Below are 16,479 nucleotides of genomic sequence, written 5' to 3'. Positions count from 1 at the left end.
ACCGTTTACGGGAGACGCGTGATGTCGATTATTCTCGGGATTGACCCAGGCTCACGCGTCACCGGTTATGGCGTTATTCGTCAGGTGGGACGCCAGTTAACCTACCTGGGCAGCGGCTGTATTCGCACCAAAGTGGACGATCTTCCTTCGCGCCTGAAGCTCATTTATGCGGGCGTGTCGGAGATCATCACCCAGTTTCAGCCGGACTATTTCGCCATCGAGCAGGTCTTTATGGCGAAAAACGCCGATTCGGCGCTAAAGCTCGGTCAGGCGCGCGGTGTTGCCATCGTCGCTGCCGTGAACCAGGATTTGCCGGTATTCGAATATGCGGCGCGTCAGGTCAAGCAGACGGTGGTGGGCATTGGGAGCGCGGAGAAAAGCCAGGTGCAGCATATGGTGCGTACCCTGCTGAAGCTTCCCGCGAACCCGCAGGCCGACGCCGCGGATGCGCTGGCGATTGCGATTACCCACTGTCACGTCAGCCAGAACGCGATGCAAATGAGCGAGTCGCGGCTCAATCTGGCGCGAGGCAGGTTACGATAATCAGAAATCAGGCTGGATAAACATCCAGCCTTTTTTTATTATGTCGGCAGTTAATTTCTCCCAGAACGCAGGAGCGTCACGTGATAGGCAGACTCAGAGGCATCATCATTGAAAAACAACCCCCGTTAGTGCTGCTGGAAGTAGGTGGCGTGGGCTATGAAGTCCATATGCCTATGACCTGCTTCTACGAGCTGCCGGACGCGGGCAAAGAGGCGATTGTCTTTACCCAGTTTGTGGTGCGTGAAGATGCCCAACTGCTGTACGGATTCAATAACAAGCAGGAACGCACCCTGTTCCGCGAGCTGATTAAAACCAACGGCGTCGGTCCGAAGCTGGCGCTGGCGATTTTGTCCGGCATGTCGGCACCACAGTTCGTGAATGCCGTTGAGCGCGAAGATCCTGCGGCGCTGATTAAGCTTCCGGGCATTGGTAAGAAAACCGCCGAGCGCCTGATTGTCGAGATGAAAGACCGCTTTAAAGGTCTGCATGGCGATCTGTTCACTCCGGCTGCCGATTTGGTACTGACCTCTCCTGGCGGCCCTGCAACGGATGATGATGCCGAGCAGGAAGCGGTTGCCGCGCTGGTGGCGCTGGGCTATAAACCTCAGGAGGCCAGCCGAATGGTGAGCAAAATTGCCAAACCGGACGCCAGCAGTGAAACCCTGATTCGTGAAGCGCTGCGCGCTGCATTGTGAGGTAAAGGATGATTGAAGCAGACCGCCTGGTGTCGGCAGGCACTATTCAGGCAGATGACGTGGTGGATCGCGCGATCCGCCCAAAACTGCTTGATGAGTATATCGGCCAGCCGCAGGTTCGTTCCCAGATGGAGATTTTCATCCAGGCGGCAAAGCTGCGCGGCGATGCGCTCGATCACCTGCTGATTTTTGGCCCTCCGGGTTTAGGCAAAACCACGCTGGCGAATATCGTCGCCAATGAAATGGGCGTCAACCTGCGCACCACCTCCGGCCCTGTGCTGGAGAAGGCGGGCGATCTCGCGGCGATGCTAACCAACCTCGAACCGCATGACGTGCTGTTTATCGATGAGATCCACCGCCTGTCGCCGGTGGTGGAGGAAGTGCTCTATCCGGCGATGGAAGATTACCAGCTGGATATCATGATCGGTGAAGGCCCGGCCGCGCGCTCCATCAAAATCGATCTGCCGCCGTTTACCCTGATTGGCGCCACCACCCGCGCCGGGTCGTTGACCTCTCCGCTGCGCGATCGTTTCGGCATCGTGCAGCGTCTCGAGTTTTACCAGGTGGCGGATCTCCAGCACATCGTTGGCCGTAGCGCCCGCTATATGGGGCTCGAAATGAGCGAAGAGGGCGCGTTTGAAGTGGCGAAACGTTCCCGCGGTACGCCGCGTATCGCCAACCGCCTGCTACGCCGGGTGCGTGACTTTGCCGAGGTGAAGCACGATGGCTCGATTTCCGCGGAGATCGCTGCCCAGGCGCTGGATATGCTGAACGTCGATGCCGAAGGCTTTGACTATATGGACCGTAAACTGCTGCTGGCGGTGCTGGACAAGTTCTTTGGCGGCCCTGTCGGGCTGGATAACCTGGCGGCGGCAATCGGTGAAGAGCGTGAGACAATTGAAGATGTGCTGGAGCCGTATCTGATCCAGCAGGGCTTCCTGCAACGCACCCCGCGTGGACGTATGGCAACGGTGCGGGCGTGGAATCATTTCGGCATTACGCCACCGGCAATGCCGTAATGTTTTGTTCCCTCTCCCCGAGGGAGAGGGCCAGGTGAGGGCTTCAGCGCCCTCCATGTTAATTCGCGGTCTTTTTCATCATACTGAAGATAAACATCACCGCCGCACTTAGCACCACTGACGGCCCCGCAGGCGTGTCATAGAACGCCGAGAACGTTAACCCACCCGTTACCGCAATCATTCCGATAATCACGGCTACGCCGGCCATCTGCTCCGGCGTACGGGCAAAACGACGCGCCGTGGCGGCCGGGATGATCAGCAGCGACGTAATAATCAGCGCGCCGACAAACTTCATTGCGACACCAATCGTTAACGCTGTCACCAGCATCAGCAGCAGCTTCACGCGCTGCAGCTTCACGCCGTCGACAAATGCCAGATCCGGACTGACGGTCATGGCCAGTAAATTCCGCCACTGCCAGAGCAGAATAGCGAGCACCACCACCACGCCAACGGCGATAGCGATGAGATCTTCCGGCGTCACGGCCAGCAGGTCGCCGAAGAGGTAGGCCATCAGATCCACGCGGATGTTCGACATCAGGCTGACAACCACCAGGCCCAGAGACAGGGCACTGTGCGCCATAATGCCAAGCAGCGTATCAATGGCGAGGTGAGGGCGTTTTTCCAGCCAGACCAGACCGGCGGCCAGCAGCAGCGTGACCACAATCACCGCGTAGAAGGGGTTCACATCCAGCAGCAGACCAAAGGCAACGCCCAGCAGAGACGCATGCGCCAGGGTATCGCCAAAATAGGACATTCTGCGCCAGACAACAAACGAGCCGAGCGGGCCCGCGGCGCAGGCAAGCATAATCCCGGCCAGCCAGCCGGGCAGTAACAGTTCAATCATGAGTGTCCATTTCCCCGACGCAGTACGATTCGTCCCTGTAAATCATGGCGATGATTATGATGATGACGGTAAATACCCAGCTGTTCAGCGCCGCGTGGGCCGAACATGGAGATAAACTCCGGGTGCATTGACACCACTTCAGGCGTACCGGAGCAGCAGATATGGTGGTTGAGGCACAGCACTTCGTCGGTTTTTGCCATCACCAGATGCAGGTCGTGAGACACCATCAGCACGGCGCAATCAAGCTCCCGACGGAGCTGGTCGATCAAATCATAAAGCGCAACCTGACCATTCACATCCACACCCTGAGTTGGTTCATCCAGTACCAGCAGCTGCGGGCTGCTCAGCAGCGCGCGGGCAAGTAAAACACGCTGAGTTTCACCGCCGGACAGTTTTTGCAGCGGCGCATCGACAAGATGGCCCGCCTGCACGCGTTTTAGCGCCGGGAGAATATCGGCTTTACGAGTGCCGGGGCGCAGGCGCAGGAAACGGCTGACCGTTAGCGGCAGCGTGGCGTCGAGATGAAGTTTTTGCGGCACATAGCCAATACGCAATTTTTCCTCGCGCTTAATCACGCCTTCATCGGGTGCGACCAGACCCAGCACCACGCGCACCAGGGTGGATTTGCCTGCGCCATTGGGGCCGAGCAGCGTCAGAATTTTGCCGGGCTTCAGATCGAGCGACACGTCAGAGAGGACGCGGCGCTGCCCGAATGAGACCGAAATATTTTCAAGAGAAACCAATGTCGTCATGTCATTTTAAGCTTGAAGAAGTCAACGAATGTTATAATATCACATTCCACGCATTCACTACGATGATTAGTCGCATTATGTTACATAAAAATACGCTTCTTTTCGCAGCATTATCCGCTGCCCTTTGGGGTACAACCGCACAAGATGTTAACGCTGCGGTTGTCGCTTCGCTTAAACCACTCGGATTCATCGCGTCGGCCATTGCCGATGGGGTAACGGAAACCCAGGTTCTGCTCCCTGATGGTGCATCTGAGCATGACTATTCCCTGCGCCCGTCAGATGTAAAACGCTTACAAAACGCGGACTTAGTAGTCTGGATTGGTCCTGAAATGGAAGCGTTTATGCAAAAGTCAGCAAAACAGGTTGCTGGCGAAAAACAGGTCGCGATTGCCGAACTCTCCGGCGTGAAACCGTTGCTCATGAAAGGGGCGGATGACGACGGCGACGAACATGACCATCATGCCGCAGACGGCGAAAAAGGTGATGGAGATCACCATCACGGCGAGTACAACATGCATCTTTGGTTATCCCCAGAGATAGCGCGGCTTTCAGCGGTTGCAATCCACGACAAATTAGTGGAACTTATGCCGCAAAGTCGAGCCAAACTAGACGCCAACCTGAAGGATTTTGAGGCACAATTAGCCGCAACCGATAAGCAGGTTGGTAATGAGCTCGCACCGTTGAAAGGTAAAGGGTATTTCGTTTTTCATGACGCCTACGGCTATTACGAAAAACACTACGGTTTGACCCCACTGGGCCACTTCACCGTCAACCCTGAAATTCAGCCTGGTGCGCAGCGTTTACATGAAATCAGAACACAGTTGGTTGAGCAAAAAGCGACATGCGTTTTTGCTGAGCCACAGTTCAGGCCAGCGGTCGTAGAAGCCGTGGCCAGGGGAACATCCGTGCGCATGGGAACCCTTGACCCGCTAGGTACGAATATCCAGTTGAGCAAAGCGAGCTATTCGCAGTTCCTCAGCCAACTGGCGAACCAGTATGCGAGCTGCCTGAAAGGAGATTAACGAGGAAGTGAATACGTGCAACAGATAGCCCGCTCTGTCGCCCTGGCATTTAACAATCTGCCACGACCCCATCGCGTTATGCTGGGGTCGCTTACAGTACTCACCTTAGCGGTCGCCGTCTGGCGGCCCTATGTTTACCACCCGAGTTCTGCCCCTATCATTAAAACCATTGAGCTTGAAAAGAGCGAAATCCGTTCTTTGCTGCCTGAAGCCAGTGAGCCTATCGACCAGGCGGCTCAGGAAGATGAAGCCATCCCGCAGGATGAGCTGGACGATAAAACCGAGAACGAGGCGGGTATCCACGAATATGTTGTCTCTACCGGGGATACGCTGAGCAGCGTGCTGAACCAGTACGGCATCGACATGGGCAATATCAGCCAGCTGGCGGCTGCGGATAAAGATCTTCGTAACCTGAAAATCGGACAACAGCTCTCCTGGACTTTAACTGCGGATGGCGATCTCCAGCGTCTGACCTGGGAAATGTCCCGCCGCGAAACCCGCACCTACGATCGCACTGCAAACGGTTTCAAAATGACCAGCGAAATGCAGAAGGGCGACTGGGTTAACAGCGTTCTGAAAGGCACCGTGGGCGCGAGCTTTGTCTCCAGCGCGCGCGATGCAGGCCTGACCAGCGCTGAAATCAGTTCGGTGATTAAAGCCATGCAGTGGCAGATGGATTTCCGCAAGCTGAAGAAGGGCGATGAGTTCTCCGTCCTGATGTCCCGCGAAATGCTGGACGGCAAGCGCGAGCAAAGCCAACTGCTGGGCGTACGTCTGCGCTCCGAAGGCAAAGATTACTACGCGATTCGTGCCGAAGACGGTAAGTTCTATGACCGCAGCGGTACGGGCCTTGCGAAAGGTTTCCTGCGTTTCCCGACGGCAAAACAGTTCCGCGTCTCCTCTAACTTTAACCCGCGTCGTCTGAACCCTGTAACCGGGCGCGTCGCGCCGCACCGTGGCGTTGACTTTGCCATGCCGCAGGGCACGCCGGTACTGGCGGTTGGCGATGGTGAAGTGGTGGTGGCCAAGCGTAGCGGTGCCGCCGGATATTATGTCGCGGTACGTCATGGTCGTACTTATACGACCCGCTATATGCACCTGCGTAAGCTGCTGGTGAAGCCGGGCCAGAAGGTGAAGCGTGGTGACCGTATCGCGATCTCCGGCAATACCGGACGCTCTACCGGCCCGCACCTGCACTATGAAGTGTGGATCAACCAGCAGGCCGTGAACCCGCTGACGGCGAAACTGCCGCGCACCGAAGGCCTGACAGGTAAAGATCGTACTGATTATCTGGCGCAGGTGAAAGAGGTGATGCCGCAGCTGAGCTTAAACTAAGCCCTCTGTTTTTGTTAAAAAAGCCGGCGCACACTGACGCCGGCTTTTTCTTTTGTGCGTGGACGACTGCCTCGCTACACTATCTGAATAAAATTTTGCGTCATCAGACCCTGGATCCAGCATGGAAACCAAAAAAAACAATATTGAATACATTCCTGAGTTTGAAAAATCCTTCCGCCATCCGCGCAACTGGGGCGCCTGGCTTGGTGTCTACGCCTTTGCGGGGATGGCGATGCTGCCTGCCTCTGTTCGCGATCCTGTTCTGGGTAAAATTGGCCGTCTGGCCGGGCGTTTAGGCAAGAGCGCCCGCCGCCGCGCGCAGATCAACCTCTATTACTGTTTTCCTGAGAAAAGCGACGCCGAGCGCGAGGCAATCATTGATGAGATGTATACCACCGCGCCGCAGGCAATGGCGATGATGGCGGAACTGGCGCTGAAAGGGCCGGATAAAATCGTCGATCGCGTTGACTGGAAAGGGCTGGACATCATCGAGGAGATGCGCCGCAATGACGAGAAAGTCATTTTCCTTGTTCCCCACGGCTGGGGCGTTGATATTCCGGCGATGCTGATGGCGTCTCAGGGCCAGAAAATGGCGGCGATGTTCCATAACCAGGGAAATAAAATCTACGATTTTGTCTGGAATACGGTGCGTCGTCGTTTTGGCGGACGTTTGCATGCGCGTAACGATGGCATTAAGCCCTTCATTCAGTCGGTGCGTCAGGGGTACTGGGGCTACTATCTGCCGGATCAGGACCACGGCCCAGAGCACAGCGAGTTTGTCGATTTCTTTGCGACCTATAAAGCGACGCTCCCCGCGATTGGTCGCCTGATGAAAGTCTGTCGTGCCCGCGTGATCCCGCTGTTCCCGGTCTATGACGGCAAAACGCATCGCCTGAGTATTGAGGTCCGTCCGCCGATGGATGATCTGCTGACCGCGGACGACCACACCATTGCGCGTCGAATGAACGAAGAGGTGGAAATCCTGGTGGGGCCGCATGCCGAACAGTACACGTGGATCCTGAAGCTGCTTAAAACGCGTAAGCCGGGTGAAACTGAGCCCTATAAACGCAAAGAGCTTTATCCGCGGAAATAAAAAAAGCCCTCTCCATCTGGAGAGGGCTTTTTAACACAGACATTATTACTCGACGGTCATAACGCGCGTGGTGTTGGTTGAGCCGATGGTGCTCATCACGTCGCCCTGGGTCACAATGACGATATCACCGGACACCAGATAGCCTTTGTCGCGCAGCAGGTTTACGGCATCGTGCGCCGCAGCTACGCCGTCACTGGTGCTGTCGAAGTGAACTGGCGTCACGCCGCGGTACAGCGCCGTCAGGTTCAGGGTACGTTCGTGACGGGACATGGCGAAGATCGGCAGACCAGAGCTGATACGAGAGGTCATCAGCGCGGTGCGGCCAGATTCGGTCATGGTGATGATCGCGGTAACGCCCTTCAGATGGTTTGCCGCGTACATCGCAGACATCGCAATCGCTTCTTCCACGTTGTCGAACTGCACGTCCAGACGGTGTTTAGAAACGTTGATGCTTGGGATCTTTTCAGCGCCCAGGCAGACGCGCGCCATAGCGGCCACGGTTTCTGCCGGATACTGGCCCGCAGCGGTTTCCGCAGAGAGCATCACCGCATCGGTACCGTCCAGCACGGCGTTCGCCACGTCCATGACTTCTGCACGGGTTGGCATTGGGTTGGTGATCATCGATTCCATCATCTGAGTGGCGGTGATCACCGCGCGGTTCAGCTGACGTGCGCGACGAATCAGCGCTTTCTGGATCCCTACCAGCTCAGGGTCGCCAATTTCCACGCCCAGGTCACCACGCGCAACCATTACCACGTCGGACGCGAGGATCACATCGTCCATGGCATCCTGATCGCAAACGGCTTCCGCGCGTTCAACTTTCGCGACGATTTTAGCATCGCAGCCTGCATCACGCGCCAGACGACGCGCATAGTTTAGATCTTCGCCGCAGCGTGGGAAGGAGACCGCCAGGTAGTCAACGCCGATCAGCGCAGCCGTCACGATGTCCGCTTTGTCTTTATCGGTAAGCGCTTCTGCAGAGAGGCCGCCGCCCAGTTTGTTGATGCCTTTATTGTTGGAGAGCGGGCCGCCGACGGTGACTTCGGTGAACACTTTCATGCCCTGAACTTCCAGCACCTTCAGCTGTACGCGACCGTCGTCGAGCAGCAGGATATCGCCTGGCACCACGTCAGCCGGCAGGCCTTTATAGTCGATACCGACTTTCTCTTTATCGCCTTCGCCTTTGCCCAGGTTGGCATCAAGCAGGAATTTGTCGCCGATATTGAGGAAAACCTTACCCTCTTTAAAGGTCGATACACGAATTTTTGGACCCTGCAAATCGCCGAGGATAGCAACGTGGCGGCCCAGTTTGGCTGCGATTTCACGCACTTTATCGGCACGTAATTTATGGTCTTCTGGCGTACCGTGAGAGAAGTTCATACGCACCACGTTGGCGCCGGCGGCGATAATTTTCTCAAGATTATTATCGCGATCGGTGGCCGGGCCTAAGGTGGTTACGATCTTGGTTCTGCGAAGCCTTCTGGACATGTAATACTCCGTTGACTGAAACAACTTTGGTGTTGCGTGAACATTGAATCGGCCTTCATCTGCTGCAAGGCAGCGGAGAGTGGACCGAATGCCGTAAATCGTTACATCGTAATTATTGGTTACGTCTTCGTTATCAACTATCAGGGAACATCGCTCTTTATAAGCAATTCTTTATCAAAACGCGATTCCTTCAGCGCTTCCTTGACCCGCTTCAAGTTATCCCGGAATTTTGCGCCCCGACGTAAGGTAAAACCGGTTGCCAGCACGTCAATCACGGTGAGCTGCGCCAGTCGGGAAACCATCGGCATATAAATGTCGGTGTCTTCCGGCACGTCGAGGGTGATCGCCAGCGTCGCTTCACGCGCCAGCGGCGTGCCTGCCGTGGTGAGGGCAATCACCATGGCATCGTTTTCACGGGCCAGCTGCGCCAGCTCTACCTGACTCTTGGTGCGGCCGGTGTGCGAAATCAGTACCACGACGTCATCTTCACTGCAATTCATACAGCTCATGCGTTGCAGCACAATGTCATCGGAATAAATAACCGGGACGTTAAAGCGGAAAAATTTATTCATGGCGTCATGCGCCACGGCTGCCGATGACCCGAGACCAAAGAACGCAATCCGCTTGGCCTGGGTGAGTAAATCCACCGCGCGATTCACGGAACTCATGTCCAGAGACTGGCGCACGTGGTCAAGCGAAGCCATGGCCGATTCAAAAATTTTCGCGGTATAGGCATCAACGCTGTCGTCTTCATCCACATTACGATTAACATATGGGGTGCCGTTAGCCAGACTTTGTGCCAGATGCAGTTTAAAATCAGGAAAGCCGCGCGTTTCGAGGCTGCGGCAAAAGCGATTGACCGTCGGTTCGCTAACACCCGCTTCCTGTGCCAGAGCGGCGATGCTTGAATGAATCGCCTGAGCGGGGGAGGCGAGAATGACCTCGGCCACTTTTCGCTCGGATTTGCTAAGGTGTTCCAGTTGAAACTGGATTTTTTCCAGCATGTTCATGTTAACAGGACGCTCATGGGTGTAAACGATTTCATAAATTGATGAAATCGTGATTCGATTTAACCGATATTACCCTTGTGGCTTCCATTAAGGGTAACAATCGACAAGATAATGTTGTTGTTTTTTTTCATTACTTGATCGGTGTCGGGTTTTGCTGTGACCCCGTTGCGCAAAGAAACGACGGTTGTTGCGTCATTGCGCCGTCGTAATCCTCCAAAGGAGGAAAAATCGCGTTATCGCACGCGACGATAAGCGCTAATGGTTTCGGGAATGACGTAAAAGCAGTACAGTGCATTGTAATAAAATTACAACGATACCTGGCAGAAGTACCAGGTGATCCAACTGAGGAGAATGACATGGCGGTAACGCAAACAGCCCAGGCATGTGACCTGGTCATTTTCGGCGCGAAAGGCGATCTTGCACGCCGAAAATTGCTGCCTTCCCTGTATCAACTGGAGAAAGCGGGCCAAATTCATCCGGATACCCGTATCCTGGGTGTCGGGCGCGCCGACTGGGATAAGGACGCTTATACCAAAGTCGTCCGCGAGGCGCTCGAAACTTTCATGAAAGAAAAAATTGATGAAAGTTTGTGGGATACCCTGAGTGGACGCCTCGATTTCTGCAACCTGGACGTTAATGACGTCAGCGCGTTTACCCGCTTAGGCGCGATGCTGGATCAGAAAAACCGTGTCACCATTAACTATTTCGCCATGCCGCCAAGCACCTTCGGCGCCATCTGCAAAGGTCTGGGCGAAGCCAAACTGAACGCCAAACCGGCTCGCGTCGTGATGGAAAAGCCGCTGGGGACGTCGCTGGCAACCTCGCGTGAAATCAACGACCAGGTGGGCGAGTTCTTTGAAGAGTGCCAGGTCTACCGTATCGACCACTATCTCGGTAAAGAGACGGTACTGAACCTGCTGGCGCTGCGTTTCGCTAACTCCCTGTTTGTGAATAACTGGGACAACCGCACTATCGACCACGTTGAAATCACCGTGGCGGAAGAGGTGGGGATTGAAGGTCGCTGGGGCTACTTTGACCAGGCCGGTCAGATGCGCGACATGATCCAGAACCACCTGCTGCAAATTCTGTGCATGATTGCCATGTCTCCACCGTCTGACCTGACGGCTGACAGCATCCGTGATGCAAAAGTGAAAGTGCTGAAGTCACTGCGCCGCATCGATCGCTCCAACGTGCGTGAGAAGACCGTCCGCGGCCAGTACACCGCCGGGTTTGCGCAAGGCAAAAAAGTGCCGGGCTACCTGGAAGAAGAGGGCGCGAACAAGTCCAGCAACACCGAGACGTTCGTGGCGATCCGCGTGGATATCGACGACTGGCGTTGGGCGGGCGTTCCGTTCTACCTGCGCACCGGTAAACGTCTGCCAGCCAAATGTTCCGAAGTGGTGGTTTACTTCAAAAACCCGGAACTGAACCTGTTCAAAGAGTCCTGGCAGGAACTGCCGCAGAACAAGCTGACTATTCGTCTGCAGCCGGACGAGGGCGTGGATATCCAGATCCTGAACAAAGTGCCGGGGCTGGATCATAAACACAACCTGCAGACCACCAAGCTGGATCTGAGCTACTCCGAAACCTTCAACCAGACGCACCTGGCCGATGCTTACGAGCGTCTGCTGCTGGAAACCATGCGCGGTATCCAGGCGCTGTTCGTGCGCCGCGATGAAGTGGAAGAGGCGTGGAAATGGGTCGACTCCATCACCGAAGCCTGGGCGGCCGATCAGGATGCGCCAAAACCGTATCAGGCGGGTACATGGGGACCTGTCGCGTCGGTGGCGATGATCACCCGCGATGGCCGCTCCTGGAACGAGTTTGAGTAAGATAATCCTCTAGCTCGAAAGTGTTATTTTACCGGTAACATGATCTAACACAGCTAGTGGCACAATTTTCAACTTTTAAGCTCCGCGTGGATTCACCCGCGGAGCTTTTTTTATTACACTGCCGGAAGTGATTTTGCCCCTGAGCTCCGGACAGCAAGCGTTTCAGCGTTGTTAACAACTGCCAGCGACTTTGTAAACTCCCGAGCCGGACAGATAATTTAGAGGAGCTTTTATGAATCCGACATTGTTACGCGTAACACAACGCATTATCGAGCGCTCGAAAGAGACCCGTTCGGCCTACCTCGCCCGGATTGAACAGGCAAAGAGCAGCACCGTCCACCGATCTCAGCTGGCCTGCGGGAACCTGGCGCACGGCTTCGCCGCCTGCCAGCCTGATGATAAAGCGTCGCTGAAAAGCATGTTGCGTAACAATATCGCCATCATTACCTCCTATAACGATATGCTTTCCGCGCACCAGCCGTATGAGGTCTATCCCACTATCATCCGCAACGCGCTGCACAGCGTAAATGCGGTGGGCCAGGTGGCGGGCGGTGTACCTGCCATGTGCGACGGCGTGACGCAGGGGCAGGACGGCATGGAGTTGTCCCTGCTGAGCCGCGAAGTGATTGCGATGTCTGCCGCGGTGGGCCTGTCACACAACATGTTTGATGGCGCGCTGTACCTCGGCGTGTGCGACAAGATTGTCCCGGGCCTGGTGATGGCGGCGCTGTCGTTTGGGCATCTGCCTGCGATCTTCGTCCCGTCCGGCCCAATGGCGAGCGGTCTGCCGAACAAAGAAAAAGTGCGTATCCGCCAGCTGTACGCGGAAGGGAAAGCAGACCGTCAGGCGCTGCTGGAGGCGGAAGCCGCGTCCTATCATGCGCCGGGGACCTGTACGTTCTACGGTACGGCTAACACTAACCAGATGGTCGTGGAATTTATGGGGATGCAGCTTCCGGGCTCGTCCTTTATCCAGCCGGATGCGCCGCTGCGCAAGGCGCTGACCGAGGCCGCGGCCCGTCAGGTCACGCGTCTGACCGGCAACGGCAACGAATGGATGCCGATGGGCAAAATGGTTGACGAAAAAGTCATCGTCAACGGGATTGTCGCGCTGCTGGCAACCGGGGGCTCAACCAACCACACCATGCACCTGGTGGCCATGGCGCGTGCGGCGGGCATTCTGATTAACTGGGATGACTTCTCCGAGATCTCTTCCGTGGTGCCGCTGATGGCACGGCTGTACCCGAACGGTCCGGCGGATATTAACCACTTCCAGGCCGCAGGCGGCGTACCGCTGCTGATGCGCGAGCTGCTGAAAGGCGGACTGCTGCATGAAGACGTGAATACCGTGGCGGGCTTTGGCCTTCAGCGCTACACCCAGGAGCCGTGGCTGAACAACGGCGAGCTGGACTGGCGTGAAGGGGCGAGCGCGTCTCTTGATGCGCAGGTGATTGCCACTATCGACAAACCGTTCTCTCCTCACGGCGGCACCAAAGTGCTGAGCGGCAACCTCGGCCGCGCGGTAATGAAGACCTCTGCCGTACCGGAAGAGAACCAGGTGATCGAAGCGCCGGCGGTGGTATTTGAAAGCCAGCACGACGTGTTACCGGCCTTTGACGCCGGTCTTCTTGATAAAGACTGCGTGGTCGTGGTGCGTCACCAGGGGCCTAAAGCCAACGGGATGCCAGAATTACATAAACTTATGCCACCACTTGGTGTATTATTGGACCGCCGTTTCAAAATTGCGCTAGTCACCGATGGACGCCTCTCCGGGGCATCCGGTAAAGTGCCTTCAGCCATCCACGTGACGCCGGAAGCCTACGACGGCGGTCTGCTGGCGAAAGTGCGCGACGGTGACATGATCCGCGTGAACGGCCAGACGGGCGAGTTAACCCTGCTGGTGGATGAAGCCGAGCTGGCGGCACGTCAGCCCCATATTCCTGACCTGAGCGCATCGCGCGTGGGGACCGGACGCGAAATGTTCAGCGCGCTGCGTGAGAAACTCTCCGGTGCGGAGCAGGGCGCAACCTGTATTACGTTTTAAGACGACTTGATTTTAACGATCTGGCGAGAGAAAACTCTGATGAAAAACTGGAAAACAAGTGCAGAAGCAATCCTGACCACTGGCCCTGTCGTGCCGGTTATCGTGGTAAACAAGCTGGAGCACGCTGTACCGATGGCGAAAGCGCTGGTTGCGGGTGGCGTTCGTGTTCTGGAAGTGACCCTGCGCACCGCCTGCGCGATGGATGCTATCCGCGCTATCGCGAAAGAAGTGCCGGACGCCATCATCGGTGCGGGCACCGTTCTCAACGCGCAGCAGCTGGCAGAAGTGACCGAAGCGGGCGCGCAGTTCGCCATCAGCCCTGGCCTGACCGAGCCGCTGCTGAAAGCCGCCACGGAAGGTACTATTCCGCTGATCCCTGGCATCAGCACCGTCTCTGAACTGATGCTGGGCATGGACTACGGTCTGAAAGAGTTCAAATTCTTCCCGGCTGAAGCGAACGGCGGCACCAAAGCGCTGCAGGCGATTGCGGGTCCATTCTCTCAGGTACGCTTCTGCCCGACGGGCGGCATCTCTCCTGCCAACTACCGTGACTACCTGGCGCTGAAAAGCGTACTGTGTATCGGCGGTTCATGGCTGGTTCCGGCGGATGCGCTGGAAGCGGGCGACTGGGATCGCATCACCAAACTGGCTCGTGAAGCGGTTGAAGGCGCGAAGCAGTAAGCCACTCGCCGCATGAAAAACGGGCCTTCTGGCCCGTTTTTTTATCCTGCAACCTTGACGCTCGCAGCAGCCGCTTTCGCTCTCGCCACGGCGTCGTCAACGTTATCTCCGGTGGCTAATGCCACGCCAAGACGGCGAGTTCCGTCGATCTCCGGCTTGCCGAACAGGCGTACCTGCAATCCTGCGCCCACCGCCCCGTCGACGTTATCAAACGTGACGTTCTGGCTGGTTAACTGCGGCAGGATAACCGCCGAGGCGGCAGGGCCATACTGACGAACACCGCCGACGGGCAGGCCGAGGAAGGCGCGCACGTGCAGGGCGAACTCGGAGAGATCCTGCGAAATCAGCGTGACCATGCCGGTGTCATGCGGGCGAGGGGAGACTTCGCTGAAAATCACCTCATCACCGCATACAAACAGCTCCACGCCGAACAGGCCATACCCGCCCAGCGCCAGGACGGTTTTACGGGCGATCTCCTGAGCACGCTCCAGCGCCAGGGCGCTCATCTGCTGCGGCTGCCAGGATTCGCGGTAATCGCCATCTTCCTGACGGTGACCAATCGGGTCGCAGAAATGGACGCCGTCAACGGCGCTGACGGTCAGCAGGGTGATTTCGAAATCAAACTTCACGACGCCTTCGACGATTACGCGACCGGCTCCGGCACGACCGCCCTGCTGGGCATAATCCCACGCGTTATCCAGGGTACCGCTGTCGCGAATAAAGCTCTGTCCTTTTCCGGAGGAGCTCATCACCGGCTTAACGATGCACGGGTAGCCAATTTCCTCGACGGCCTGCAGAAACGCGGCCTTATCGCCAGCAAAACGGTAGCTCGAGGTGGGCAATCCCAGCTCTTCCGCCGCCAGGCGACGAATGCCTTCGCGGTTCATGGTCAGCTTTGCGGCTTTCGCACAGGGCACCACGCGCTGGCCTTCCTGCTCCAGGGCGATCAGCGTATCGGTGGCGATGGCCTCAATTTCCGGCACGACAAAATCGGGTTTTTCGCGCGTAATCAGTTCGCGAAGGGCATTGCCATCCAGCATGTTAATCACATAAGAACGATGGGCGACGTGCATGGCGGGTGCGTCGGCGTAACGGTCTACGGCAATGACTTCCACACCTAAACGCTGGCACTCAATGGCGACCTCTTTCCCCAGCTCGCCCGATCCCAACAGCATCACTCGTGTCGCCGCAGGCCGCAGCGCAGTTCCTAAACGAATCATAACAATCCCCCTGAAAAAGTTGCGCGCAGTATAAACGAAAACGTTTGCGTCTGTCTCGTGCACGGCTAAGCAAGGGGACAGAAATTTGCGCTTCTTTAGCCCGACCAGACATTTCCTGACGCCTGCTCGCTTACGCTGTGAAACATGTTCACCGTTAAGTGAGGGAAACCATGTCTGGCTGGTTAAATCAATTGCAATCCCTGTTAGGGCAGAAAACATCGTCTGGCGAACGGGACCTCAGCAAACTGCTGGTACCCGGGGCGCTCGGCGGGCTGGCAGGCCTACTGGTCGCGAATAAATCCTCACGCAAGCTGCTGGCAAAGTATGGTACAGGCGCGCTGCTGGCCGGCGGCGGCGCCATCGCGGGCACCGTGCTGTGGAATAAATACAAGGACAGGGTACGGACCGCGCACAGCGATGAACCGCATTACGGCGAGCACACCTCGCCGCTGGATCTGCGTACCGAACGGCTCATTCTTGCGCTGGTTTTTGCCGCGAAAAGCGACGGGCATATTGACGATAAGGAACGAGCGGCGATCGAGCAGCAGCTGCGCGAAGCCGGCGTTGAAGAGAAGGGAAGAGTGCTGGTGGCGCAGGCGATAGAACAGCCGCTCGAGCCGCAGCGTCTTGCGCAAAGTGTGAAAAATGAGGAAGAGGCGCTGGAGCTCTATTTCCTCAGCTGCGCAGCCATCGATATCGATCATTTTATGGAGCGGAGCTACCTTAACGCCCTGGGCGATGCGTTAAAGATCCCTCAGGACGTGCGCGAGGGCATTGAGCGGGATATCCGGGAGCAAAAACAGGCGTTACAGGGATAGTCGTCGCCGTCGCGACGCTGTTTCGCTTGCATCATGCGTGGGTTTTGCCAACCTTATAGGGTGTAAAACTTAAAAGAATGATG

General features: G+C 56.5%; 15 protein-coding genes. 10 read left to right on the top strand and 5 right to left on the bottom strand.

What is annotated here, in order from left to right; translation table 11 throughout:
* Positions 1 to 21: 21 nt before the first annotated feature.
* The 3 genes from ruvC (at position 22) to ruvB (ending at position 2,257) form a co-directional block, all read left to right on the top strand.
* Positions 22 to 543, top strand: coding sequence for a crossover junction endodeoxyribonuclease RuvC (gene ruvC, locus SPH27_RS04475; RefSeq protein ID WP_003859749.1), 522 nt, complete (start codon positions 22 to 24; stop codon positions 541 to 543).
* An 80-nt stretch (positions 544 to 623) separates the two neighbouring features.
* Positions 624 to 1,238 (top strand): Holliday junction branch migration protein RuvA, encoded by a 615-nt coding sequence (gene ruvA, locus SPH27_RS04470; protein ID WP_023312236.1) that lies wholly within the window; start codon positions 624 to 626, stop codon positions 1,236 to 1,238.
* An 8-nt stretch (positions 1,239 to 1,246) separates the two neighbouring features.
* Positions 1,247 to 2,257 carry a Holliday junction branch migration DNA helicase RuvB gene (gene ruvB / locus SPH27_RS04465; protein WP_023312235.1) on the top strand — a complete coding sequence of 337 codons (1,011 nt, stop codon included), beginning with the start codon at positions 1,247 to 1,249 and terminating at the stop codon, positions 2,255 to 2,257.
* Positions 2,258 to 2,315: 58 nt separating this feature from the next.
* On the opposite strand, the gene znuB is transcribed toward ruvB, so the two are convergent.
* On the bottom strand, positions 2,316 to 3,101 hold the full coding sequence (znuB, locus tag SPH27_RS04460) for a zinc ABC transporter permease subunit ZnuB (protein ID WP_048979928.1): 786 nt from the start codon (positions 3,099 to 3,101) through the stop codon (positions 2,316 to 2,318).
* Positions 3,098 to 3,853 carry a zinc ABC transporter ATP-binding protein ZnuC gene (gene znuC, locus SPH27_RS04455; protein ID WP_023312233.1) on the bottom strand — a complete coding sequence of 252 codons (756 nt, stop codon included), beginning with the start codon at positions 3,851 to 3,853 and terminating at the stop codon, positions 3,098 to 3,100. The genes znuB and znuC overlap by 4 nt, the downstream gene beginning before the upstream one ends.
* 77 nt (positions 3,854 to 3,930) lie before the next feature.
* Between znuC and znuA the strand changes: the two genes are divergently transcribed.
* The 3 genes from znuA to lpxM all read left to right on the top strand — a co-directional run bounded on the left by znuA (position 3,931) and on the right by lpxM (position 7,303).
* The gene (znuA, locus tag SPH27_RS04450; protein ID WP_045404493.1) at positions 3,931 to 4,875 is read left to right on the top strand and encodes a zinc ABC transporter substrate-binding protein ZnuA; all 945 of its coding nucleotides are present in this window, start codon (positions 3,931 to 3,933) and stop codon (positions 4,873 to 4,875) included.
* 15 nt (positions 4,876 to 4,890) lie between these two features.
* Complete coding sequence (gene mepM / locus SPH27_RS04445) at positions 4,891 to 6,210, top strand: murein DD-endopeptidase MepM (RefSeq protein WP_024909694.1); 1,320 nt, start codon at positions 4,891 to 4,893, stop codon at positions 6,208 to 6,210.
* A 121-nt stretch (positions 6,211 to 6,331) separates the two neighbouring features.
* The gene (lpxM, locus tag SPH27_RS04440; RefSeq protein ID WP_023312230.1) at positions 6,332 to 7,303 is read left to right on the top strand and encodes a lauroyl-Kdo(2)-lipid IV(A) myristoyltransferase; all 972 of its coding nucleotides are present in this window, start codon (positions 6,332 to 6,334) and stop codon (positions 7,301 to 7,303) included.
* A 45-nt stretch (positions 7,304 to 7,348) separates the two neighbouring features.
* On the opposite strand, the gene pyk is transcribed toward lpxM, so the two are convergent.
* Both pyk and SPH27_RS04430 read right to left on the bottom strand, forming a co-directional pair.
* Positions 7,349 to 8,791 (bottom strand): pyruvate kinase, encoded by a 1,443-nt coding sequence (gene pyk, locus SPH27_RS04435; protein WP_039263653.1) that lies wholly within the window; start codon positions 8,789 to 8,791, stop codon positions 7,349 to 7,351.
* A gap of 140 nt (positions 8,792 to 8,931) precedes the next feature.
* Positions 8,932 to 9,801, bottom strand: coding sequence for a MurR/RpiR family transcriptional regulator (locus SPH27_RS04430; protein ID WP_023312229.1), 870 nt, complete (start codon positions 9,799 to 9,801; stop codon positions 8,932 to 8,934).
* A gap of 356 nt (positions 9,802 to 10,157) precedes the next feature.
* Between SPH27_RS04430 and zwf the strand changes: the two genes are divergently transcribed.
* The 3 genes from zwf (at position 10,158) to kdgA (ending at position 14,358) form a co-directional block, all read left to right on the top strand.
* The gene (gene zwf, locus SPH27_RS04425; protein WP_023312228.1) at positions 10,158 to 11,633 is read left to right on the top strand and encodes a glucose-6-phosphate dehydrogenase; all 1,476 of its coding nucleotides are present in this window, start codon (positions 10,158 to 10,160) and stop codon (positions 11,631 to 11,633) included.
* Positions 11,634 to 11,865: 232 nt separating this feature from the next.
* On the top strand, positions 11,866 to 13,677 hold the full coding sequence (gene edd / locus SPH27_RS04420) for a phosphogluconate dehydratase (protein ID WP_047061092.1): 1,812 nt from the start codon (positions 11,866 to 11,868) through the stop codon (positions 13,675 to 13,677).
* A gap of 39 nt (positions 13,678 to 13,716) precedes the next feature.
* Positions 13,717 to 14,358, top strand: a complete 642-nt coding sequence (gene kdgA, locus SPH27_RS04415; RefSeq protein ID WP_014884307.1) for a bifunctional 4-hydroxy-2-oxoglutarate aldolase/2-dehydro-3-deoxy-phosphogluconate aldolase — start codon at positions 13,717 to 13,719, stop codon at positions 14,356 to 14,358.
* A gap of 41 nt (positions 14,359 to 14,399) precedes the next feature.
* Here the strand turns inward: kdgA and purT are convergent, their stop codons facing one another.
* Positions 14,400 to 15,578, bottom strand: a complete 1,179-nt coding sequence (purT, locus tag SPH27_RS04410) for a formate-dependent phosphoribosylglycinamide formyltransferase (protein WP_182072470.1) — start codon at positions 15,576 to 15,578, stop codon at positions 14,400 to 14,402.
* A gap of 170 nt (positions 15,579 to 15,748) precedes the next feature.
* On the opposite strand from purT, the gene SPH27_RS04405 reads away from it, so the two are divergent.
* The gene (locus SPH27_RS04405; RefSeq protein ID WP_047061091.1) at positions 15,749 to 16,396 is read left to right on the top strand and encodes a tellurite resistance TerB family protein; all 648 of its coding nucleotides are present in this window, start codon (positions 15,749 to 15,751) and stop codon (positions 16,394 to 16,396) included.
* Positions 16,397 to 16,479: the final 83 nt, after the last annotated feature.

The sequence above is a fragment of the Enterobacter sp. A103 genome (assembly GCF_034427535.1).
GTDB classification, from domain to species: Bacteria; Pseudomonadota; Gammaproteobacteria; order Enterobacterales; family Enterobacteriaceae; genus Enterobacter; species Enterobacter asburiae_B.
Note: the sequence above shows the minus strand (reverse complement) of the source record. Positions and strands in the feature narration are given on the sequence as shown.